Annotated in this window: 23 protein-coding genes and 1 other annotated feature; of the genes, 19 read left to right on the top strand and 4 right to left on the bottom strand. The window is 38.3% G+C overall.

The window, feature by feature from the left end:
* Nucleotides 1-3: 3 nt before the first annotated feature.
* The 13 genes from gap (at nucleotide 4) to ACI6MV_RS13160 (ending at nucleotide 14972) form a co-directional block, all read left to right on the top strand.
* On the top strand, nucleotides 4-1011 hold the full coding sequence (gene gap / locus ACI6MV_RS13100) for a type I glyceraldehyde-3-phosphate dehydrogenase (RefSeq protein ID WP_407270753.1): 1008 nt from the start codon (nucleotides 4-6) through the stop codon (nucleotides 1009-1011).
* A gap of 105 nt (nucleotides 1012-1116) precedes the next feature.
* Nucleotides 1117-2298, top strand: coding sequence for a phosphoglycerate kinase (locus ACI6MV_RS13105; RefSeq protein WP_407270754.1), 1182 nt, complete (start codon nucleotides 1117-1119; stop codon nucleotides 2296-2298).
* Between the two features lie 15 nt (nucleotides 2299-2313).
* Nucleotides 2314-3072: a triose-phosphate isomerase gene (gene tpiA, locus ACI6MV_RS13110; protein WP_407270755.1), complete on the top strand. Its 759-nt coding sequence runs from the start codon at nucleotides 2314-2316 to the stop codon at nucleotides 3070-3072.
* On the top strand, nucleotides 3069-4607 hold the full coding sequence (gene gpmI / locus ACI6MV_RS13115; protein ID WP_407270756.1) for a 2,3-bisphosphoglycerate-independent phosphoglycerate mutase: 1539 nt from the start codon (nucleotides 3069-3071) through the stop codon (nucleotides 4605-4607). The genes tpiA and gpmI overlap by 4 nt, the downstream gene beginning before the upstream one ends.
* Before the next feature lie 25 nt (nucleotides 4608-4632).
* Nucleotides 4633-5919 carry a phosphopyruvate hydratase gene (gene eno / locus ACI6MV_RS13120; protein WP_407270757.1) on the top strand — a complete coding sequence of 429 codons (1287 nt, stop codon included), beginning with the start codon at nucleotides 4633-4635 and terminating at the stop codon, nucleotides 5917-5919.
* Between the two features lie 322 nt (nucleotides 5920-6241).
* Nucleotides 6242-6652 (top strand): hypothetical protein, encoded by a 411-nt coding sequence (locus ACI6MV_RS13125; protein ID WP_407270758.1) that lies wholly within the window; start codon nucleotides 6242-6244, stop codon nucleotides 6650-6652.
* Nucleotides 6653-6851: 199 nt separating this feature from the next.
* Nucleotides 6852-7184, top strand: coding sequence for an ArsR/SmtB family transcription factor (locus ACI6MV_RS13130; protein ID WP_407270759.1), 333 nt, complete (start codon nucleotides 6852-6854; stop codon nucleotides 7182-7184).
* A 69-nt stretch (nucleotides 7185-7253) separates the two neighbouring features.
* Nucleotides 7254-9848, top strand: coding sequence for a heavy metal translocating P-type ATPase (locus tag ACI6MV_RS13135; RefSeq protein WP_407270778.1), 2595 nt, complete (start codon nucleotides 7254-7256; stop codon nucleotides 9846-9848).
* 139 nt (nucleotides 9849-9987) lie between these two features.
* The gene (locus ACI6MV_RS13140) at nucleotides 9988-11355 is read left to right on the top strand and encodes an IS1096 element passenger TnpR family protein (RefSeq protein ID WP_407270760.1); all 1368 of its coding nucleotides are present in this window, start codon (nucleotides 9988-9990) and stop codon (nucleotides 11353-11355) included.
* A gap of 154 nt (nucleotides 11356-11509) precedes the next feature.
* Nucleotides 11510-11759, top strand: a binding site (T-box leader).
* 42 nt (nucleotides 11760-11801) lie between these two features.
* Nucleotides 11802-11930 carry a hypothetical protein gene (locus ACI6MV_RS13145; RefSeq protein ID WP_407270761.1) on the top strand — a complete coding sequence of 43 codons (129 nt, stop codon included), beginning with the start codon at nucleotides 11802-11804 and terminating at the stop codon, nucleotides 11928-11930.
* Between the two features lie 88 nt (nucleotides 11931-12018).
* Nucleotides 12019-12363 (top strand): TIGR04076 family protein, encoded by a 345-nt coding sequence (locus ACI6MV_RS13150; protein WP_407270762.1) that lies wholly within the window; start codon nucleotides 12019-12021, stop codon nucleotides 12361-12363.
* The gene (locus tag ACI6MV_RS13155; protein ID WP_407270763.1) at nucleotides 12363-13409 is read left to right on the top strand and encodes an aldo/keto reductase; all 1047 of its coding nucleotides are present in this window, start codon (nucleotides 12363-12365) and stop codon (nucleotides 13407-13409) included. The genes ACI6MV_RS13150 and ACI6MV_RS13155 overlap by 1 nt, the downstream gene beginning before the upstream one ends.
* Nucleotides 13410-13547: 138 nt before the next feature.
* A complete protein-coding gene (locus tag ACI6MV_RS13160) occupies nucleotides 13548-14972 on the top strand; it encodes a Na+/H+ antiporter NhaC family protein (protein ID WP_407270764.1) in 1425 nt (474 codons plus the stop codon).
* A 124-nt stretch (nucleotides 14973-15096) separates the two neighbouring features.
* Here the strand turns inward: ACI6MV_RS13160 and ACI6MV_RS13165 are convergent, their stop codons facing one another.
* The gene (locus tag ACI6MV_RS13165) at nucleotides 15097-15495 is read right to left on the bottom strand and encodes a type II toxin-antitoxin system death-on-curing family toxin (protein WP_407270765.1); all 399 of its coding nucleotides are present in this window, start codon (nucleotides 15493-15495) and stop codon (nucleotides 15097-15099) included.
* On the bottom strand, nucleotides 15495-15746 hold the full coding sequence (locus tag ACI6MV_RS13170; protein WP_407270766.1) for an AbrB/MazE/SpoVT family DNA-binding domain-containing protein: 252 nt from the start codon (nucleotides 15744-15746) through the stop codon (nucleotides 15495-15497). Before ACI6MV_RS13170 ends, ACI6MV_RS13165 begins: the two co-directional genes overlap by 1 nt.
* Before the next feature lie 262 nt (nucleotides 15747-16008).
* Between ACI6MV_RS13170 and ACI6MV_RS13175 the strand changes: the two genes are divergently transcribed.
* The 6 genes from ACI6MV_RS13175 (at nucleotide 16009) to ACI6MV_RS13200 (ending at nucleotide 20467) form a co-directional block, all read left to right on the top strand.
* Entirely contained in the window at nucleotides 16009-16731 is a 723-nt protein-coding gene (locus ACI6MV_RS13175) for an ABC transporter ATP-binding protein (protein WP_407270767.1), read from the top strand.
* A gap of 15 nt (nucleotides 16732-16746) precedes the next feature.
* Nucleotides 16747-17487 (top strand): ABC transporter permease, encoded by a 741-nt coding sequence (locus ACI6MV_RS13180; protein ID WP_407270768.1) that lies wholly within the window; start codon nucleotides 16747-16749, stop codon nucleotides 17485-17487.
* A gap of 393 nt (nucleotides 17488-17880) precedes the next feature.
* Nucleotides 17881-18093: a helix-turn-helix domain-containing protein gene (locus ACI6MV_RS13185; protein ID WP_407270769.1), complete on the top strand. Its 213-nt coding sequence runs from the start codon at nucleotides 17881-17883 to the stop codon at nucleotides 18091-18093.
* The gene (locus ACI6MV_RS13190) at nucleotides 18083-18397 is read left to right on the top strand and encodes a hypothetical protein (RefSeq protein ID WP_407270770.1); all 315 of its coding nucleotides are present in this window, start codon (nucleotides 18083-18085) and stop codon (nucleotides 18395-18397) included. The genes ACI6MV_RS13185 and ACI6MV_RS13190 overlap by 11 nt, the downstream gene beginning before the upstream one ends.
* A 537-nt stretch (nucleotides 18398-18934) precedes the next feature.
* Nucleotides 18935-19279 carry a hypothetical protein gene (locus ACI6MV_RS13195; RefSeq protein WP_407270771.1) on the top strand — a complete coding sequence of 115 codons (345 nt, stop codon included), beginning with the start codon at nucleotides 18935-18937 and terminating at the stop codon, nucleotides 19277-19279.
* Between the two features lie 180 nt (nucleotides 19280-19459).
* Nucleotides 19460-20467, top strand: a complete 1008-nt coding sequence (locus tag ACI6MV_RS13200) for a type II TA system antitoxin MqsA family protein (protein ID WP_407270772.1) — start codon at nucleotides 19460-19462, stop codon at nucleotides 20465-20467.
* A 275-nt stretch (nucleotides 20468-20742) separates the two neighbouring features.
* Here ACI6MV_RS13200 and ACI6MV_RS13205 read toward each other — a convergent pair whose 3' ends face one another.
* Both ACI6MV_RS13205 and ACI6MV_RS13210 read right to left on the bottom strand, forming a co-directional pair.
* Nucleotides 20743-21684: an SEC-C metal-binding domain-containing protein gene (locus ACI6MV_RS13205; protein ID WP_407270773.1), complete on the bottom strand. Its 942-nt coding sequence runs from the start codon at nucleotides 21682-21684 to the stop codon at nucleotides 20743-20745.
* A 14-nt stretch (nucleotides 21685-21698) separates the two neighbouring features.
* The coding region (locus tag ACI6MV_RS13210; protein WP_407270774.1) for a hypothetical protein at nucleotides 21699-22110 on the bottom strand (412 nt) is incomplete at its 5' end.

A 22110-nucleotide genomic window follows, 5' to 3' on the forward strand; every position in this document is an offset into this window, starting at 1 on the left:
ATGATGACTGTAAAAGTTGGTATTAATGGATTTGGTCGTATTGGCCGTAACGTATTTCGTCAAGCTTTAAAAAACAATGAGGTGGAAGTAGTAGCGGTTAACGATTTAACTGATGCTAATATGCTTGCACACCTGTTGAAATATGATACTGTTCACGGAAAGCTAGAAGAAGAAGTTACTGTAAATGGTACTAATTTAGTTGTAGCTGGTAAAGAAATTAAAGTACTTTCTGAGCGCGATCCTGCTAACCTTGGTTGGGGAGATCTTGGTGTAGAAGTAGTAATCGAATCTACTGGTCGTTTCACAAAGCGTGAAGACGCAAGCAAGCACCTTGATGCTGGCGCGAAAAAAGTCGTTATCTCTGCTCCTGCTAACGGAGAAGACTTAACAATCGTAATGGGTGTTAACGAAGATAAATATGATGCAGCTAGCCACCACGTGCTTTCTAACGCATCTTGTACAACAAACTGTCTTGCACCATTCGCGAAAGTACTTAATGATAGCTTCGGTCTTAAGCGTGGTATGATGACAACTGTACACTCATACACAAATGATCAACAAATTCTTGATTTGCCACACAAAGACTACCGTCGTGCTCGTGCGGCAGCAGAAAACATTATCCCAACAAGCACTGGAGCTGCAAAAGCAGTATCATTAGTTCTTCCTGAATTAAAAGGAAAATTAAATGGTATGGCAATGCGTGTACCTACTCCAGACGGTTCATTAGTTGACCTTGTTGCTGAATTAGATAAAGACGTAACTGCTGAAGAAGTTAACGCAGCATTCAAAGAAGCATCTGAAGGTAAAATGAAAGGTATTCTTGGTTACAGTGAAGAGCCTTTAGTATCTGCTGACTATGTTGGCGATCCACATTCTTCTACTATTGATGCATTATCTACAATGGTAATGGAAGGTAACATGGTTAAAGTTGTATCTTGGTATGACAACGAAATGGGTTACTCTTCTCGTTGTGTAGATTTAGCTGTTTATTTGAAAAAACAAGGCCTATAATAGATATAAATAGACAAAGATAATGGGAGGGGGATCTATCCTCCTCCTGTTTTCATCTTGTCTAAAAAACGTACATAATAACTGAATGTAAGGAGGCAGATTTTAATGAATAAACAAACGATTCGTGATTTAGATGTTAACGGTAAAAAAGTGTTCTGTCGTGTTGATTTCAACGTGCCAATGAACGAAGGACAAGTAACAGATGATACAAGAATCAAAGCTGCACTTCCAACAATTCAACACCTTGTTGACCAAGGGGCTAAGGTTATTCTTGCTAGTCACTTAGGTCGCCCTAAAGGTGCAGTAGTAGAAGAACTTCGCTTAGACGCTGTTGCAAAACGCCTTAGCGATTTACTTGGCAAAACAGTAACAAAAACGGATGAAGTATCTGGTTCAGAAGTGGACGAAGCAATTGCTGGTTTAGGTAATGGCGATGTTCTATTAATTGAAAACGTTCGTTTCCATCCAGGCGAAACAAAAAATGATCCTGAATTAGCAAAAGCATTTGCAAGTATGGCAGATTATTTTGTTAATGATGCGTTTGGTGCAGCACACCGTGCTCATGCGTCAACGGCAGGTATTGCTGAACACGTACCATCTGCAGCAGGTTTCTTACTTGAAAAAGAATTAGAAGTACTAGGTAAAGCGTTGTCCAATCCGGACCGTCCATTCACAGCTATTATTGGTGGGGCGAAGGTTAAGGACAAAATTGGTGTAATCGATAATCTACTTGATAAAGTAGACAACTTAATTATCGGTGGTGGATTAGCTTATACTTTCATTAAGGCACAAGGCTATGAAATCGGAAAATCTCTATTAGAAGAAGACAAAATTGAGTTAGCAAAAGAATTTATGCAAAAAGCGAAAGACAATGGTGTTAATTTACTATTGCCTGTTGATGTAGTAGTTGCAGATGATTTTTCTAATGATGCGAATAAAAAAGAAGTAAATATCGATAGCATTCCAGCTGATTGGGAAGCATTAGATATTGGACCGAAAACACGTGAGCAATACAGCCAAATTGTTAAAGATTCGAAGCTAGTCATTTGGAATGGTCCAATGGGTGTATTTGAAATAGAAGCATTTGCAAATGGTACAAAAGCTGTAGCAGATGCACTTGCGAATACAGCTGGCTATACAGTAATCGGTGGCGGTGACTCTGCAGCGGCTGTAGAGAAATTCCACTATGCGGAACAAATGGATCATATCTCTACTGGTGGCGGCGCATCGCTAGAGTTTATGGAAGGTAAAGTATTACCAGGCGTAGATGCTTTAAGCGATAAATAAAGGAGAGGTGTTCGTATGCGTAAGAAAGTGATTGCAGGTAACTGGAAAATGAACAAGGTACGTGAAGAGGCAGAGCAGTTTATTGCAGATGTGAAAAATAGCGTTCCATCTTATGACAAAGTAGAATCTGTTGTTTGTGCACCATTTCCATATTTAGCAGGACTCGTTGACAAAGCTGCAGGCACAGACGTAAAAGTTGCTGCTCAGAATATGCACTTTGAAGATAATGGAGCTTACACGGGTGAAGTTAGCCCAGTCATGCTAAAAGATATCGGTGTTACTTACGTTGTACTTGGTCACTCTGAGCGTCGTGAATATTTTGCTGAAACCGATGAAACAGTAAACAAAAAAGCACACGCGGCTTTCAATCATGGTTTAACACCGATTGTTTGTGTTGGGGAAACGTTAGAACAACGTGAGAGCAACGAAACAATGACACTTGTAGAAGATCAAGTGAAAAAGGCGTTAGCTGGATTAAGCGAAGCACAAGTAAAAGAAACGATCATTGCTTATGAACCTATTTGGGCAATTGGAACTGGAAAGACAGCTACTTCAGAGCAAGCAAATGAAGTATGCACACATATTCGTCAAGTTGTTGCAGCAGCTGTATCAAGCGACGCTGCAGAAGCAGTTCGCATTCAATACGGCGGTAGTGTAAAAACTGCCAACGTTGATGAGCTACTTTCACAATCAGATATCGACGGCGCATTAGTCGGCGGTGCAAGCCTTGAGGCTGATTCGTTCTTAAAGCTTGTGGAGGCTGGTGCAAAATGAGTCAGGATAAACTAGCTGCGCTCATCATTTTGGATGGATTTGCGTGTCGTGACGAACTGAAAGGTAATGCTGTCAAACAAGCAAATACACCAAACTTTGATCGCTATTGGAACAAATACGCGCATAACCAGCTACAAGCTAGCGGTGAAGCGGTAGGACTTCCAGAAGGTCAGATGGGTAATTCAGAAGTTGGTCACTTAAATATTGGTGCAGGTCGAATCGTTTATCAAAGCTTAACACGAGTAAACCTATCGATTCGCGAAGGCGACTTCTACGAAAATCAAGTGTTAAAAAATGCAGTGAAGCATGCGAAAGATAATGATAAAGCATTACATGTGTTTGGATTATTATCAGATGGCGGTGTACACAGCCATATTGAACACTTATATGCTGTTTTAAAATTAGCGTCTGCTCAAGATCTGAAGAGAGTGTATGTTCACGCTTTTCTTGACGGAAGAGACGTTGGTCAAAAGTCAGCTGAAAAGTACATTAGAGCAGCACTTGAAACAATGGCGGATTATGGCGTAGGTGAATTTGCAACCATTTCCGGACGTTATTACAGCATGGACCGTGATAAACGTTGGGACCGTGTTAAAAAGGCTTACGATGCGATGGTTTATGGTGAAGGTCCTAAATATACCGATCCATTCAAGATTGTTGAAGATAACTATGCAAATGGTATCTATGATGAGTTCGTTTTACCATCTGTTATTACAGATGAAACTGGTGCACCAAAAGCAACCATTGAAGACCAAGATTCTGTAATCTTTTACAACTTCCGACCAGATCGTGCGATTCAAATTTCACGTACGTTTGCTAATGAAGATTTTCGTGATTTTGAACGCGGCGACAAAGCACCAAAGGATCTTCACTTTGTATGCATGACAAACTTTAGTGAAACAGTCGATGGTTTAGTTGCATATAAGCCTGTAAACTTAGACAACACAGTTGGAGAAGTTTTAGCACAAAATAATCTAAATCAATTACGTATTGCTGAAACCGAGAAATATCCACACGTTACTTTCTTTATGAGTGGCGGACGTGAAAAGGAATTTCCAGGTGAAAAGCGAATCTTAATTGATTCTCCAAAGGTAGCTACCTATGATTTACAGCCAGAAATGAGTGCTTATGAAGTAACAGATGCATTATTAAAAGAACTTGATGAAGGTAACCAAAATGCGATTTTGTTAAACTTTGCAAATCCAGATATGGTTGGCCACTCTGGTATGCTTGAGCCTACAATCAAAGCAATTGAAACGGTTGATGAGTGTCTTGGTAAAATCGTTGATAAGATAACCGAAAAAGGTGGGTATGCTATTATTACAGCAGACCACGGTAACTCGGATGAAGTGATTACGATGGATGATAAGCCAATGACTGCTCACACAACGAACCCCGTACCAGTGATTGTAACGAAAGATGGTATTGAGCTTCGCGATGGTGGAAAACTTGGGGATTTAGCTCCAACCTTATTAGATTTACTAGATGTTGAAAAGCCGAAAGAAATGACTGGAATCTCATTAATTAAAAAATAACCATATATAAAAGGAGAATGAAACCATGCCTTATATTACAGACGTTTATGCTCGCGAAGTATTAGATTCTCGTGGTAACCCAACAATAGAAGTAGAAATTTTAACAGACTCAGGTGCTTTTGGTAGAGCTTTAGTACCAAGTGGTGCTTCAACTGGTGAGCACGAAGCAGTTGAATTACGTGACGGTGACAAATCAAGATACCTTGGTAAAGGCGTTTTAAAAGCAGTAGAAAACGTAAACGAAGTTATTGCACCTGAACTTCTAGGTTTAGATGTTACACGTCAAGTTGTGATTGATGAGCTATTGATCGAGCTTGATGGTACAGAAAACAAAGGGAAATTAGGCGCTAACGCAATTCTTGGTGTTTCTATGGCTGCTGCACATGCTGCTTCTGAATACCTTGGTGTTCCATTGTATGCGTACTTAGGTGGTTTCAATGCAAAAACACTTCCAACACCAATGATGAACATCGTTAACGGTGGAGAGCATGCTGACAACAACGTAGACATTCAAGAATTCATGATCATGCCTGTAGGTGCACCATCTTTCCGTGAAGCATTACGTATGGGTGCAGAAATCTTCCACAGCTTGAAAAAAGTGCTTAGCGGTAAAGGCTTAAACACTGCTGTAGGTGATGAAGGTGGTTTCGCACCGAACCTTGGTTCAAACGAAGAAGCACTTTCTACAATCATCGAAGCAATCGAAGCTGCTGGTTACAAGCCAGGTGAAGAAGTAATGCTTGCAATGGACGTAGCATCTTCTGAGTTCTACGAAGATGGTAAGTACAACCTTAAAGGTGAAGGCGTTGTTCGTACTTCTGAAGAAATGGTTGCATGGTATGAAGAAATGATCAACAAGTACCCGATCATCTCTATTGAAGATGGTCTTGATGAAAACGACTGGGAAGGTCACAAGTTATTAACAGATCGTATCGGTGACCGCGTACAGCTTGTTGGTGACGACTTGTTCGTTACAAACACGAAGCGTCTGAAGCAAGGTATTGAGCAAGGTGTAGGTAACTCCATCCTTGTTAAAGTGAACCAAATCGGTACACTAACTGAAACTTTCGAAGCAATTGAAATGGCTAAGCGTGCAGGATATACTGCAGTTATCTCCCACCGTTCTGGTGAAACAGAAGATGCTACAATCGCTGATATCGCTGTTGCAACAAACGCTGGACAAATCAAAACAGGTGCACCGTCTCGTACAGACCGTGTAGCGAAGTACAACCAACTTCTACGTATCGAAGACGAGCTTGTTGGAACTAGCGTTTACGCTGGTAAAAGTGCATTTTACAACTTGAATAAATAATAGAAGTTTTTAAAAGGAAAACGCTCAGAGTAGAGGCATACTCTGAGCGTTTTTTTTGTTTTCTGTGTGATGTGAATGGGGGAACGGGGGGTCAGGTTTACTGTTTCAGATTTATGTGAAAAAGCTTCAGGTCGTGCTGAGACGATAAACTTAACCTAGGGTTACAATAACTCTCAATTTTCTGGTAATATGGAACAAAAGGTCCGGTAATGAGAAATGGAACAGTGGATCAGGTTTGCTGTTTTAGGTCTATGTTGAAAAACTTGAGGTCCTGCTGGAACGAGAAGCCTGACCCCGTGTTCCATTATTTGGGGGGGATTTGATGCAATTTAAAAAAGGTATTATCTTATTAACCGTTTTATCCATAATTATGTTGGCGAGCTGTTCTCTATCTAAAGGGTTAGAAGTCTCTAAGGAAGAGCAAATAGATATCTGGGAAAAGAAAGCTGGTGACGGTTATTCCATTCATGTATTCATTGAAAAAAATCCTATTCCTGATGAGGTTGACGTTATTTGGGATTACAAGAAATATGAAAATTGGTCATCATTAAGTATTCATCGAGGTATCCAACGTATTGGGGATGATGATACAACAGTTGATTACTTAGAAGCGTTTAATGAGGAAGGCTATCCATTTTATGTTGTAGTATCAAAAGATGGTATTAAATTACAGACCCATGCTGTAAGTGAGGTTAAACGTTTCTTTGAAGAATTTGGTGGTAAGTTAAACTAACGGATGCAATAGCGGAATGGAACGGAGGGTCAGGTTTACTGTTTCAGTTCTCTGTGGGTCCTGCTGGAACGATAAACCTGACCTCGCGTTCCACCTGACCCCGCGTTCCACCCCTTCTGTTTTGACACACATATTAGAAACTGCTAATATGATAATAACATAACATATTAGTAAAATCTAATGTATTAGGAGGGAAATTATGTTAAAAGTTGATATCGATACAAAAGTAAAGTTTTTGCATGGATTTTCCCATAAAACACGGATTCAAATACTTGAATGTATAAAAGACGATGAAAAAACGGTATCACAAATTGTGATGGATATAGAAGGGAATCAATCAAACATTTCGCAGCACCTTGCTTGTTTAAAGGGATGTGGAATTATTGTTGGCAGACAGGAAGGGAAATATATATATTATAGTTTGCGGAATCAACAAGTTCGTGATTTATTATCGATGTTTGATGAAGTACTCGTAGATGTTGAAAATGATGTTGCTTCCTGTGATAAACATCTTGGAGGCGGTGATTGTTAAATGTCCGATACGTGTTGTAGTTCAAATAATACTGAAATAACGAAGAATGATACAGAAGCTTGTTGTAGTATGCAGACTAATGAAAAGACAACACAAGCGAATGAAACAGAGTCATGTTGCGGTAATCAACCATCCGTTCAAGAAATATCGATTACTGAAACAAACGCATCTTGCTGTAATAGTCAGGCCGCGATAACCCAGTCAGATTGTTGTTCGACACAAGCAACAATGGAAGAAGTAACGGAAAGTAGAACTACGTGCTGCAGTAGTGAAAAAAATAAAGAGCACGATCAAACAAACTGTTGTTCTAGTAACTCAGATTCGGCTGATACGGGTCAGGCACCAACTGCTCAAGGTGAGAAAATTGAATACAGAATTCATGGCATGGATTGTCCCTCATGTGCGGCAACAATAGAGAAAGGATTAAGTGGCTTAAATAGCATCCATGAAGCAAAGGTAATTTACAACACTGCAAAGTTACAAGTCACCGGTAAAGATCGTTCATCCTTTGATCATGTTGAAGAAACTGTAAAGAAACTTGGTTTCACAGCCGAACCAATCCAAAAAAACAAAAATGTCCGAACGTATCATGTCGAGGGCATGGACTGTGGAAGTTGTGCACTGAGTATTGAAAAACACATAAATACATTGCCAGCTGTTAAAAGTGCAAGCGTAAGTTTTTCTTCTGGGAAAATGAAAGTAGAACACGAAAACAGTGTCGAGGATATTGTCTCAGAAGTATCTAAAATCGGTTACAAAGCTTCTTTACTTGAACGTAATTCGAAACCAAATGAGACGGATAAACCAAAAGGGGAGTATAAGTCAATTACCTTTTCCGGTATCTTAATTGCATTAGGTTTTATTGGTTCTTATACGGTATTATCCCCAATCGTTTCAACGATTCTTTATGCTATTGCTATTGTTATTATTGGTCATAAACCAGTAAAAAGTGCTTACTATGCTATAAAAAGTCGTTCTCTAGATATGAATGTATTGATGTCAACTGCCGCGATTGGAGCTGCAATCATTGGAGAGTGGTTTGAGGGGGCAACCGTTGTCTGGTTATTCGCATTAGGTACTGCTCTTCAAAATAGATCGATGGAACAAACGAGAAAATCAATCCGTAATTTAATGGACCTTGCACCATCAGAAGCGTGGATTAAGGTTGGTTCTGAACTCGTTAAAAAGCCTGTTTATGACGTGTCAGTTGGGGAAATCGTGGTAATTAAACCTGGCGATAGAATTCCATTAGACGGTGAAATTATTCAAGGTGAAACGAGTGTGAATCAAGCTCCTATTACAGGTGAGTCTATCCCGGTTGATAAACTAGCTGGTGATATTGTTTACGCTGGTACCATTAACGAAAGTGGATCGATTGAAATTAAAGTGACAAAACTGGTTGAAGATACGACCATCTCGAAGATCATTCATTTAGTTGAAGAAGCACAAGAACAACGAGCTCCTACACAGGCGTTTATTGATAAATTTGCTAGTATTTATACTCCTATTGTATTTGCTGCGGCACTAGCTGTAATTGTTCTTCCACCATTAGTTGGTATGGGAAGTTGGAGTGAATGGGTGTATAAAGGGCTTGCGTTACTAGTTGTTGCCTGTCCTTGTGCCTTAGTTATATCTACACCAGTTGCTATTGTATCAGCGATTGGAAATGCGGCAAAGAACGGTGTATTAATTAAAGGTGGTACGTTTTTAGAAAAAGCAGGTGCAATAAAAGCAATCGCTTTTGATAAAACCGGTACACTAACAGAAGGAAAACCAAAAGTTTCTGACATCAAAGCCTTATCTATCTCAGAAGAAGAATTAATCTCAATTGCTTTAACGTTAGAAGACTACTCTACCCATCCGATTGCCAAGACGGTTGTCGCTTATGCGAAAGACAAAGGACTGCAGGCTAAAGACGGTGAATTATTTAAAAGTATAACTGGAAAAGGCGTGCAAGCGACGATTGACGGAACTGTCTTTTACGCTGGAAATATAAAGCTTTTTGAAGAAATGGATGTATCCTTGGATTTTATCCAAAACGAATTACAACAATTACAAAGTCAGGGTAAAACAGTTGTGATCATTGGGACAGAAACAGAACTATTAGGTGTGATCTCTGTCGCAGATACGATCCGAAAAACAACTGTCGATGCCTTAAACGGTTTGAAAAAAGTAGGCATAGACCAAGTAGTAATGTTAACAGGAGATAACGAAGGTACAGCAAAAATGATCTCGAAAGAAGCAAATGTAAGTCGCTATTTTGCTGAACTAATGCCAGAAGATAAAGTAGATGCAATTAAACAATTACAAAAAGAAGGCTACAAAGTCGCAATGGTAGGGGACGGCATAAACGATGCTCCTGCTTTAGCCACATCTGATCTCGGAATTGCCATGGGCGGTGCAGGAACAGATACAGCAATGGAAACAGCAGATATCATCTTAATGGCCGATAACCTAGAAAAGCTACCACATACAATAAAACTTAGCAGAAAAGCTCTAGCAATCATTAAACAAAATATTTGGTTCTCATTAATCGTAAAATTTATTGCACTAATCCTAATATTTCCGGGATGGCTTACACTTTGGATGGCAGTCCTGAGTGATACAGGTGCTGCAGTCATTGTCATCTTAAATGCGTTACGCCTATTAAGAGTAAAGGGATAAATGGGTACAGGGGAACGGAGGGTCAGGTTTACTGTTTCAGGTTTATGTGGAAAAGTTTAAGGCACTTATGGAACGATAAACCTGACCCCGCATTCCATTAACATAAAGTAAAAATACTTCTCTCAAGGGAGGATCTTCATTGAATAATAAAACACACCAACAATTATCCTTTGATAGCCTTTTTGTTCATTTGGAAGAAGAAACAAAAGCTACGAACGCGATAACAACAACGAAGCCACAGACCGCTGATTATAAAAGAAACAGACAAACGTTTCCAATTGATCTAATTATTGATTTTGAAAAATTTATCGGTTATATCGAACAGCATCAAATTAAACTAACGAAAACAAAAAGATATATCGCAAAACAGCATTTACCATATATTAATGAACAATTGTCTTTACAAGCAGCAGATGTGACTCACAATTCCCAGCAAGAATACTATCCATATATTCATTTCCTCTTTCACTTGGCCTTAAGCGGAGAATTGCTTTTGAGACATGAGGATGGATTGATCATAACCGATAGGTGGCATCTATTTAAGGAGCTTTCCGAGACAGAAAAATATTGCTTTTTGTTGGAAATATTCTGGGTCGATCTTGATTGGTTATCCCTTTCTAATCAAGCGGATTATAGATCGGTACCTATGATGCTGCCAGACGTACTTGACAAGCTTATCGATGAACGTGCAGAACATTCACTGCAGCTTGATCGCAATCCACTGCTCGCGTCCTTGATTTCTGGTTGGCATTATTTTTTATTATATTTTGAATGGTTGGGTTTATGGATTTGTGAAACAGACCAGGATAAAATGGATTGTCATAAGGTAAGCTCTTACTATTTTGCCAAAACAATTACGCTAACGACATTTGGTACTAAAGTAATTCCAATCTTAATGCATGAACGAGAGCTGTATCAATGGAATATCCCTATACGGCGATGGACATGCGGAGAATGGAATCCAGTACCTGGTACACCAATCTTTGATGAAGTCGATTCGACAGATGAAAAGCAGACACCAGACCAATTTTATAAAGCGTTTGTTCCGCTTTTTCCAGGTGGTGACCTGACAGGCTCTTTACCTAGATATGATGGTAACTTCGTAAGTGGCACATATATATTTAAAGTTTCGTTTGATACGAACGTTTGGCGGAAAGTGGTATTAACTGCAAGCCATACGATGGAGGATTTGCATCATATCATTATTAAATCCTACCAGTTTTATGATGATCATCTATATTCCTTCTTTTTGGACGGCCGCAAATGGTCAGACTATTGCGTTGTGGCACCATTAGGAGATGCGGATAAGCCAAGTGCAGCAGAAGTCAAAATTGGTTCGATTGGCTTACGGCAAGGACAGCAATTTATGTATTTGTTCGATTACGGGGATGAGTGGACATTTACAGTGACAGTAGACGATCTCCAAGAAGGAGAGTCTCAAGGCATGATGCCTTATATAAAAGAAGAAAAAGGTCATGGTCCACAGCAATATGTTGATTTGGATTGAGTTAGTGCGAAGAGTGGAACGGAGGGTCAGGTTTACTGTTTCAGGTCTATGTGAAAAAGTTTAAGGCACTGCTGGAACGATAAACCTGACCCCGCGTTCCACAGACTTGATTTTCTATTGAAATAGTGATAAATTATTTTAAATAAAATAAAATCTAAAAGCAACGATAGAGAAGAGTAAATATTTAGGAAGCTTCAGAGAGCTGGTGGTTGGTGAGAACCAGTGTGGAATAAATATTGAATGGGCTCTTGAGCAGCAACCCGAAAGTCACCAAGTAGGAGTTGACGTGTAAATCCACACGTTACAAATGGATCACGTATGATTTAATACGTTATAGAGTGATTTAATATGTGATAAAAATATTAAATAAATATGGGTGGTACCGCGGTCCAATCGTCCCTTTTTAAGAGGCGATTGGATTTTTTTTATTTTTCCTGAAAAAAGTTTTGGAGGAGTATTTAGTTGACCTTTTACAACTTGATGTGGGTACAAATGGCAAAAAGTCAGTTATTTTCTCGGGTGAACAACCAAGTGGAACAATTACAATAGGGACCAATTTGGGAGTTAGCATGTAAAGTTTTACGTAGTAATTTTTTAGTGAGAAGTATAATTTTCGGAATTATTAAAAATGTTGATGTTAATTATTAATAAGGAGGTAGTTCCATGGATGATAAATTTACACTTTATAACCTAAAAGTAGAGGTGATCGCAACAGATCAGCCAATGGTATGCAATCATAAGGAAGGTTCCTATTTCTTAGTGGAAGGAGAGGATCTTATCTTTCCAGAACATAATGCCTTTTCGATGTATGCGTTAAGTGCAATATTACCATTGCTTCCTGCAAAACAGCGGATGCTACATAAGAATGATTGGATGTTGTCTGATAGTCTCATTGCCTGTCCGGATCCAAACTGTGGGGCAAGATTTAAGATTACTAGAACAAAGACAAAAGAATTCAGTCATGCAGATTGTACAATCGAACCTATACATAAAGGGGCTACGGAATAATGGTAGAAAGATTTGAACTAGCAAAAGACTATACAATTAGTAGAGTGATTAACGGATGCTGGCAATTATCAGAAGGACATAGCTTAAAAACTGAACTAGATATGAAAGATGTGATGAAGGCTTTTCATATGCTTGCTGAAAAAGGCTTTACTACATTTGATTGTGCAGATATCTATACGGGCACGGAAGAATTACTTGGAGAATTTTTAACAGAACTAAAATCAGGGAGTACCCTTTCGCCGCATGATATTCAAATTCATACAAAGTATGTACCAGATATAAATTTGCTCGATAAGGTAGATTACAGTTACACCGAAAAAATAATTGATCGAAGCCTTAAGCGTCAAAAACGCGATGTATTGGATCTTGTCCAGTTTCATTGGTGGGATTACAGCGTGCCCGGGTTTGTGGAGACAGCTTATGATCTGTTGAAACTGAAAGAAAAAGGAAAGATTCGTAATATCGCGCTTACAAACTTTGATACGAAGCATTTATCCGAAATTGTGGATGCGGGAGTACCGATCGTATCTATTCAAAATCAATACTCGGTTTTTGATCGTCGTGTAGAAAAAGAATTATTACCATACTGTAAAAGTAAAGGGATCCATTTATTATGCTATGGTACATTATCAGGTGGGCTACTCGCTGAAAAATGGATCGGCAAGGAAAAGATTGATCCTGATAATCGTTCACAGGTTAAATATTTGCAGGTAATGGAAGAAACCTTAGGCTGGGATGGATATCAACAATTGTTGTTATTGCTTGAGAGAATGGCTAAAAAGTATGCTGTCAATATTGCGCATATCGCTACAAAATATATATTAAGTCAAGAAGGTGTAGGGGCTTCTATTATTGGTGTTAGAAATAGCAGACATGTGGAATCCAATGCTCACATCTTTACTTTTGAACTCGAACAAGCTGATATTGATGAAATTAAACAATTTTTAGGCAACTTTACGATATTAGAAGGGGAGCCATTCGAGCTAGAACGTACCGCTGGTTCAAAATTTAGGAATATTATGAAAATGAATTTAAATGAGAAATAAATGAGTTCATTTCATACACGGTTATTTTCATCCACATCAAGTTTGAGGATCGTTTAATTCAGCTAGATGTGGATGGCGAAAGATCGGTATTAAAGTTTAGTATAGAGAAAAATTTATTATGGATGAGGAGAGTTCACTATGAATCAAAAGCTTGAATTTAAAGGTGGTTGGGGTATTGCGTTTATCCCAGTTGCGATCTTCCTGTTTTTCTGTGTCTTATATTTTATTGTTTTCAAAGCATTCGAAATGCATGCACTTGGCATGGGCGCTTTAGTTGCTTTAATCATCGGTGCTATTTTTGTGAAAAAAGGAAACTATGAGCGTTATTGGAATTCCGTTTACGATGGAGTAAGAGAGGCTGTACCGATCCTCGTGCTGCTACTCGTTATTGGGATGTTTGCGCAGCTGATTAAAACGACGAACATTTCCGGCGGTTTTGTATGGATTGCCAGTCTGCTAAATGTGGATGGAGGCTTGTTCACCGCATTAACATTTTTAGCCGTGTGTATCATTGCAACGGCTACTGGATCATCGATTGGAACGATGTTTACCTGTTTTCCAATTTTTTATCCAGCGGGTGTATTATTAGGATGCGATCCTGCTCTCCTTGCAGGTGCAATTGTTAGTGGTGCAATATTCGGGGATAACTTAGCACCTATTTCGGATACGACGATTATCTCTGCAGGAACGCAAGCGTACACAAAGAAGAAGGGTGTTGCTGAATTGGGCGGCGTTGTTGCCTCGCGATTCAAGTATTCCATCATCGCAGGTGTTATCACTTTTATTTTGTTTTGGATTTTTGGCGGCGCTGGAACGCTCAGTGGGAACGCATCGGATATTCTTGCTGAAAATACGAACCCAGTGACCTTGGTGATGCTCATTCCAGTAGCGATTATGTTAATCGTTGCAATCAAGTTCCGTAATATTTATATAGCGATTACGGTTGGGCTTGTTTTAGGAACGATTACAGGTTTAGTATTTAACCTGTTGACGTTTGACGATATTATTTCTGTTGTAGATGGTGTTCCCGCAGGATACTTATCGGCAGGTGTTAGCAGTATGATGGGCACAGTAATATTAGTACTTGCTGTCTATGGGATCATGGGTGTAGTTTCTGGTGCGGGTGTGCTTGAAAAAGTAACAAGTGGCATCCTAAATAGTAAGTTGTGCAAATCGGTCCGGGGTGCAGAAATTGCAATGATGTTAGGTATTTCATTCACAACTTTGATATTCGGTGGTGTAACTAGTGCATCGATGGCTACATTTGGAAAGGTACAGAATGAAATTGGCAAACGTGTCGGTCTGCATCCATACCGTCGTGCGAATCTATTGGATGGTTTTGCAAATTCGATTGTGCTAGTCGTCCCGTTTCTAAGTGTATTTGTCTTCATCGGTACTTTACTTACACAAGGTTATGATTTTGTTGAACCACTCTTATTAACAGAAATCAGTAGCGGTTTAATTTATTGTATGATTCTGTTCCTTGTTCTATTATTCTCTGTAATCACAGGATGGGGCCGCGAATATGAAGGTCCAGATGGGAAAGCAGTTAGCAAACCTTAAAGTGGAACAGAGGGTCAGTTTTACTGTTTCAGGTTTATGTGGAAAAGCTTAAGGTCCTGCTGGAACGATAAAACTGACCCCGCGTTCCAAACAAAAACCATTCTTAATTAATGTAAGAATGGTTTTATAGTTTTTCTGAATATGATTCTATTATTGAAACAATATCTGAGAATGTGTATTTATGATTTACCATATCTACTGTAAAATCTTGCTCTTCATGGATACCCATAGTCCATCGATAATGGTTTATTTTTAAGAAAACAATTAATGAAGCTAGAGCTGTTGGTTTATTTGCATTGTGAAAGGCATAATTCTTAGCGATTGATTCAAAAAGTGCAGCAGCCTTTTCGTAAATAGTAGGGTAAGCATCACTACCAAACACGGATTGTTTTGGTCGATTAATAGCGGAGTCAAGTAGATTTGGATCCTTTACTCCTAACGGTTCATCAGGGGAATATAAACGGATTTGTACAGTGTTAATAGCAATGATTTGGTTAGTTGTAAGATATATAACATCATCCATTATCTATTCACTAATCCTTTAAACGCTTTGTCATGCTCATTGATCACATCATTTAATATTTCCATGAATTCTGCATCGACTCCTTCAGGAAGCGTTACCTTTTCTTTTTTTCTCAAAACAATCCTGCCATCCTTCACTTCAACTTGAACATCATCTCCTTGTGCTAAGCCTACTTGTTTGAGTAATTCAATGGGAAGAGTGATTCCGAAGCTATTTCCAATCTTAGTAACTTTTCTTTCAAATTGTCCCAAAAGATCACATCCTTGTTATTGTTGTTATAACGATTATAACACATATAAGTGACAGGAACAGAGGGTCAGGTTTACTGTTCTGGTCTATGTGAAAAAGTTTAAGGTCCTGCTGGAACGAGAAAACTGACCCCGCGTTCCATTGGGAAAATAGTACTAAAAAGTGCAAGTGATGTAAAAATATGGTGAAACTACCAAAAGCGTGTGATATATTATCATAGATTAGTAGAGTAGTCAAATTGAAAATTGGGGAAGAGGGATAGGCTTGAGCGAGTGTGTGATTGAATTAAAGAGCATTTGTAAAAGTTATGGTGAAGTCAGAGCTGTTAATGATATTTCACTAACGGTGAACAAAGGGGAAGTATTTGGAATTATCGGTGCAAACGGTGCTGGAAAATCTACAACAATGGAAATTATGATGGGACTTCGTAAACCCGATGCTGGTTCTGTTAATATTCTTGGCTTTGACTTAAAGGATGAACCTAGTGAAATTAAACAGAGAATTGGTATTCAATTACAGAAAACCGCATTGTATGATCGCATCAAAGTGAAAGAAGCTTTGCAATTATTCAGTTCTTATTATAAAAAGACACGTGACCAAAAAGAGATTATTAACATGCTAGGGCTTGAACCTTATTTGAATAAGTATGTTAAAAACCTGTCAGGTGGTTGGCAACAGCGTACTTCATTAGCTCTAGCTTTAATAAATGACCCCGAGATTATCTTCCTAGATGAACCAACAACCGGTCTTGATCCAGAAGCACGCCGAGAATTATGGGCTTGTATTAATCGATATCGAGAAGAAGGAAAAACCATTTTACTTTCTACACACTACATGGATGAAGCACAAAGACATTGTGATCGAATAGCAATCATTAAGAAGGGTGAACTGGTTGCTTGTGACAAACCAGAAGTTCTAGTGAGCACGCTTAACATCGCTGACGGAACAATGGAAGACGTTTACATGCAAATGGCCGTTGGTTCTTAATAGGAGGGATTTCAGATGAACTTTATATTAACACATACAAAAATGGAATTGAAGCTGTTTTTTAGAGAAACAATGGCGGTAATGTTCACGTTCATTGTACCTGCAGCCTGTTTTGTCGTATTTGGATTAATGTTCAAAAATAATAATTATGATGGACTCGATTATTTTCAGGCCTATATACCAAGCATGATTTCGATTATCATTTTTACTACCGCATTTTTCTCAATGGGATTGCAAATTGTTATAGATCGGGAAAAAGGTGTGTACAAACGTTTACAAGGAACGCCGTTAAATCAAAGCGCGATTTTTACGGCAACTATTATAAAAGGTTTTCTTGCTATCTATATCGGTGCTATAGAAATATTATTAATTGCAAAGTTTGGCTTCGGTTCCGAATTAACAAGTTCTGCATTTGAATTTTTTATCGCTTTAACGTATTGCTCTATTACATTTTTTGCGATTGGCTTTATTGTCTCAAGTCTTGCGAAACGCATGCAAACTGCTCTAGGCATTGCGATGGTTGCAATGTATCCGATGTTCTTTTTGTCAGGTGCAACACTGCCGATTGAAACGTTCCCAGAATTTCTACAGAAAGCGGCCTACGCTGTACCACTAACTTATGTAGTCAATGTGTTACGGGACGGTTGGAATGGCACTTTATTTACGAGTGGAGCAGTCATAGATCTATTGGTGTTGTTAGGTATTTTAGGTGTTTCTTCTATTATTGGTATTAAATATTTCCGCTGGTCGGACTAAAATGAAAACGCTCAATTTGAGCGTTTTTTTACTTTTATCTATGTTAAGGCTCATTGCTGATTGGAAAAGAAGTGTCAGGAGGCAGTGAGCAGTGAGCATTTCCCTGTTTCTATGTGTGGTTATTTGTTATTGGTCTATTTTAAATAGAGCATGCTGAGATTACAACTTCACTGTAAGCTGCAATTACTTAAAGAAGAGCTATAACAACAGTAGCTGAGCTAACGCGACAGTGGGGTCTGATACTGTTCTTGCTGGCACGAGGAACCTGACCCCGCGTTCCACTCCCTCCTACCTCACCGATAAATTTTCAAGCTTTTTTCACCCAACATAAACACCTAACTCCCCCTTCCAAACGATTATAGTGATGAAAGTCAAATAAAAGGAGGAAAAAACATGGAAAGATGTACAATCACAGTGAAGGAAGTAGCCAAGTATTTAGGGGTGCACACGGACACGATTTATGACTTGGTTCGGGAAGGGAGTTTCCCGCACATCCGGTTCGGGCGCAAGATTCTATTCTCGAAGCAGGCGGTCGATGTTTGGATTTCGGAACAGGTGAACTGCACAACTGCAAGCAGCGAGGTAGGTGATCAAAATGGCTTATAGTCCAGAGTTAAGTGCATTTTCAAATTGGTTGTTAGAAAAACATATGCCTTCAACTAAAGAAGTCTCATTTTGTTACGCGTTGTTTGCCAAAAAAGTAGTCAAGCGAAGTCCTGGGGAATTTAAGCTCACGGACGATGAATTGAATCGCCAGTCAAAATTATCCGAACAGGAAATAGTGAAAGCAAGAAAACAGGTTGTGGACCTTGGATATATTCGCTATACACCAATCGGAAACAAGACAGGCATGTATGAACTGGTCGATTACGAAACGCATCTATACAAAGTATTGGGCGACATGGCATAACTTTATGAGCAATAGCTGTCGCAGCTCCCCCTAAAAAAACTCAACTCAGTGCTGCACAGCTAATCATCAAGCACCACCACCCATATCGAAATAATGAAGAAGAACCAAACATGATAAAAAGCTACCTAAACGAAATAAATGCATTCCAAACATGATTATCGTTAAACCGCTTATCGACAAAAGGAATAAGATGCTTTTACGAAAGTATACAATATGATATTTTTATACAAAATCGGTATCAATTGATACTGTTTATGGTATAATGGTATTAATTGATACCGATTTTTGGGATCAATGGCCGGGGAAAAAGCGTATTTAACCTTAAAAAACATAAAGATGCTAGAGAAACCGAGACGCTAAAAATAATGATGTAGCGCAAAAGTAGTGGGAAAAAGTGACCCAATTGCAAAAGGCGCAAACCAAAAATAAAAGAAAAGCGTAGATTTGAGAAAGCGTGAATCAAACTGAAACCAATAAATAACGCAGAACCGGAGGGATAAAAGATGCACTATTCATTTTTAAAGGAGAGGAAGCAACTTGCAAAATGTAAGAGCATTTCTATACGAAGCAAAGAAATTGGTTTCAGTTGGACGTAAAGTTTTTATTAAAAGAAAAGGATATGAGTTACCTGATGGAACTCAAATAAATTATCTTCAAGCCTTGCTAGATTTGGATATTGGGAATATCGATGAAGCATGGGGATATGTTCTAAGTTTGTCGCCAAATCATTATCATGCAGGTCCAATTCCAGACAGAGATCGTCCTGATAGCAACGATATGTGGGTTTTCAAAAGAAAAATAAACGACATCGATGCTTATATAAAATTGAAAATTGATAACCGTGGATGTGTTTGTATTTCTTTTCATGAAGATTGGGGATAAAAATAGCCACCTGGACTTTACCAAATGTCTGACAAGGTCTAATAACTTAATTTTATAAAAGGGATTTGTATAACCTAAATCTGATTTAATGTGAAAATTATAGCAAAGAGTTGTATAGTCTGGTTAAGAATAGTTAAGAGAAGTATAGTCTAGTTAAGAGATAAAAGGAGAGATCCCTTGATGAGCAAGGTATTATGGTGCGAAGTGTGCCAAAAAGAAGTGCAGCCACGCATTATCTTAAAAGACGAGATGTATAAGTATAAAGGAGAAACGATTGAAGTTAATGCAAAAGTCGCTACTTGCCCTATTTGTGGAACAGAATTACCAGATGATGAGCTAGATGGTGCGATTATGGAAGAAGTTCAAAGAATTTATATGGATCGAATGGACTTAACCTTTGAAGATATAAGAAATATAAGAGCTGAATATGGATTATCAATGGAGTTATTTGCAAAAATTCTTGGTTGGGGCAAAGCGACAGTTGTGAGGTATGAAGGTGGTAAAGTACCGTCTTCCTCACATATTTCCATTTTAAAAAGACTTAAAGAAAAACCAGAAGAACTAGAAAACTATTATCATTTAAATCGAGATAAGTTCTCAGAAAAAGAACAAGTCAAAATTGAAAAAGCATTCAAGAACATGGATTCTGAAGTAATCGAGCGTACTTTAATAGACGTTCTAAAAAGGCACTATAATAATCATGAGCAAACGATTGATGCGGGGTTTAATTCCTTTTCTGTTGATAAAGTTATTCAAATGATTTTGTTCTTTTCTGAGTCAGGCGTTAACAAAACTGTGTTGCTAAAATACTTGTTTTATTCAGATTTTTTATATTTTAAGCGTTCGCTCATATCTATGAGTGGATTAAGCTACTTAAAGTATAAACATGGCCCTGTACCGTTGAAATATGATTTACTACTTAATACCTTACAAGAAACTGGATATATTGAGATTGATGAAGAGGATAACGAAGACTTTATACGAATCACAATTAAATCTAATGATGAATTTGACGAAGAACTGTTTGATTCTTCGGAACTTGAAGTATTACAGAAAGTAAAAGAGTTCTTTAAAGGATATGGGTCAGGAAAGATAAGTGAATTCTCCCATGAAGAAGATGGTTGGAAGTACACGGAATTAAACAAGATAATTTCATATGACTATGCAGAGCGCTTGCAACTGGATTAAATTATTAGAGGGTCTGGTGACAGGCCCTTTTTGTAACACTTATCTATTCGCGGCGTTTGTATAGTATATCTTCAATACGTTATTATAGAATTAATAATAAGAAGCAGGTAGCTAAACCTGCTAAATGGTACATATGTCGCATTATAATTATAATAACAACTGCTACTTAAAAAGACCGGGCAAATAACGCCGGTCCATTTCCAGTTAGAAAACCATATACTCCCAACCATGATTCCTTTATATTGTCTAGCTGCTGCCACGTTATCGCCTTAAAATCAATCGGCAGTTAATTCATACAATCGATCTTCCGCCTCTATTCGATCATACTTATCCGAAGCATTTTCAATTGCTTTTTTATATAAAAAAATGGCACGTTCCTTGTCCGGTTTTTTGGAACGCATTTCGTGATTATATAAATCACCCCACCGAATGTAAGTCCAAGGATTATTTGGATCCTCTTGGATATGATTTTCGAAAACAAGGTTAGATTCCTCGTATTCCCCTAAGCCAAATAATGCTTCTCCTTTTGCTACAGTCATATTACGGATCATTGATGAATCAGAGTCAGGGAATTTTTCCAAAAATTCATTTGTAAAATTCTTTCTCAGGTTCTTGTATTTCGTATCATATCTTCCTGCATTTGCTAGAGCCATTTCAAAATCTTGAACCCAGTTGCTGTAAAATTGAATTATCAGTGGACTAGTTATACGATCCAATTCTCTAATATCAGTTAACTGCTTGTCTTCTATCCATTGTAGTGTTTTCTGCCATACTTCCATCCATTTTTCGACAGCTCGTTCTTCCTGATTGAACTGTTCATCATCATAGCCCTCTTGCATCAAATCATCTATCTGTTCTAGTAACGGATGAGTTGGTGCTAATCGAGCAGCTAACACTTTGATCGCTAAGAAAGCAAAATCAATCATAGGATCGTTACTATTTAAACGATATCGTTTCTCCCATTCTCTTAGTAAGTCGTCAACCGATTTTACATTACTTATTTCTTGTTTAAATTCATCCTCAGTTATTGGGATACCAAATCCCGTTAGATGATCCATAATAGCATCTGAATCCAAATTGTTTACATCTTCCTCTGTCCATCGATAGTTTGAAGCGACTATTGGACTCTTAGTGACATCTTCCTGTTTATGAATACAACACTTTTTATACTTTTTTCCACTTCCACATGGGCAGGGAGCGTTTCTTCCTACATCCATAGCGTGTATCTCCTTTATATTTTTTTGCTATTCGATTCGACGTAATGCGTCGAATACAACTCTTCCATATGAGAATTGCCCGTTTTAGAGAATCGTAGTTTTTTCTTCGGTCCCTTCCCCCAAGAATTATAAACTGTAATGGAGGCTTTCAGGTTATGTTCCATTGCGAATCTCTTTAACATGTGTAGTGCATGATTGAGTTTTCCTAGATTTCCAACGATTACTCGTTCCAGATAGGGAATTCTCTTTAACCGCCAATCTTCTACTTGTTTGTGTGTGAGCCTTTCCATTTTCACTAAGAGATCAACGGGGCTGATGAAACCCTTTTCCTCTAACAATTCCGTAGCATGACGGTATACGCTTTGTTCAATTTTTTTCTTACTCATGTTTACATCCTTTACTATCAATATAGTTAAATTATAGCGT

Source organism: Radiobacillus sp. PE A8.2 (genome assembly GCF_045635475.1).
In the GTDB taxonomy this organism is placed as follows: domain Bacteria; phylum Bacillota; class Bacilli; order Bacillales; family Amphibacillaceae; genus JBJGXI01.

Coding starts and splice junctions, on each gene's coding strand:
- ACI6MV_RS13130 (WP_407270759.1), top strand. CDS start 6,852: ATGTTAAAAGTTGATATCGATACAAAAGTAAAGTTTTTGCATGGATTT.
- ACI6MV_RS13125 (WP_407270758.1), top strand. CDS start 6,242: ATGCAATTTAAAAAAGGTATTATCTTATTAACCGTTTTATCCATAATT.
- ACI6MV_RS13185 (WP_407270769.1), top strand. CDS start 17,881: ATGGAAAGATGTACAATCACAGTGAAGGAAGTAGCCAAGTATTTAGGG.
- ACI6MV_RS13205 (WP_407270773.1), bottom strand. CDS start 21,684: ATGGATGTAGGAAGAAACGCTCCCTGCCCATGTGGAAGTGGAAAAAAG.
- tpiA (WP_407270755.1), top strand. CDS start 2,314: ATGCGTAAGAAAGTGATTGCAGGTAACTGGAAAATGAACAAGGTACGT.
- ACI6MV_RS13180 (WP_407270768.1), top strand. CDS start 16,747: ATGAACTTTATATTAACACATACAAAAATGGAATTGAAGCTGTTTTTT.
- ACI6MV_RS13155 (WP_407270763.1), top strand. CDS start 12,363: ATGGTAGAAAGATTTGAACTAGCAAAAGACTATACAATTAGTAGAGTG.
- ACI6MV_RS13200 (WP_407270772.1), top strand. CDS start 19,460: ATGAGCAAGGTATTATGGTGCGAAGTGTGCCAAAAAGAAGTGCAGCCA.
- ACI6MV_RS13190 (WP_407270770.1), top strand. CDS start 18,083: ATGGCTTATAGTCCAGAGTTAAGTGCATTTTCAAATTGGTTGTTAGAA.
- eno (WP_407270757.1), top strand. CDS start 4,633: ATGCCTTATATTACAGACGTTTATGCTCGCGAAGTATTAGATTCTCGT.
- ACI6MV_RS13160 (WP_407270764.1), top strand. CDS start 13,548: ATGAATCAAAAGCTTGAATTTAAAGGTGGTTGGGGTATTGCGTTTATC.
- gap (WP_407270753.1), top strand. CDS start 4: ATGACTGTAAAAGTTGGTATTAATGGATTTGGTCGTATTGGCCGTAAC.
- ACI6MV_RS13105 (WP_407270754.1), top strand. CDS start 1,117: ATGAATAAACAAACGATTCGTGATTTAGATGTTAACGGTAAAAAAGTG.
- gpmI (WP_407270756.1), top strand. CDS start 3,069: ATGAGTCAGGATAAACTAGCTGCGCTCATCATTTTGGATGGATTTGCG.
- ACI6MV_RS13150 (WP_407270762.1), top strand. CDS start 12,019: ATGGATGATAAATTTACACTTTATAACCTAAAAGTAGAGGTGATCGCA.
- ACI6MV_RS13165 (WP_407270765.1), bottom strand. CDS start 15,495: ATGGATGATGTTATATATCTTACAACTAACCAAATCATTGCTATTAAC.
- ACI6MV_RS13135 (WP_407270778.1), top strand. CDS start 7,254: ATGCAGACTAATGAAAAGACAACACAAGCGAATGAAACAGAGTCATGT.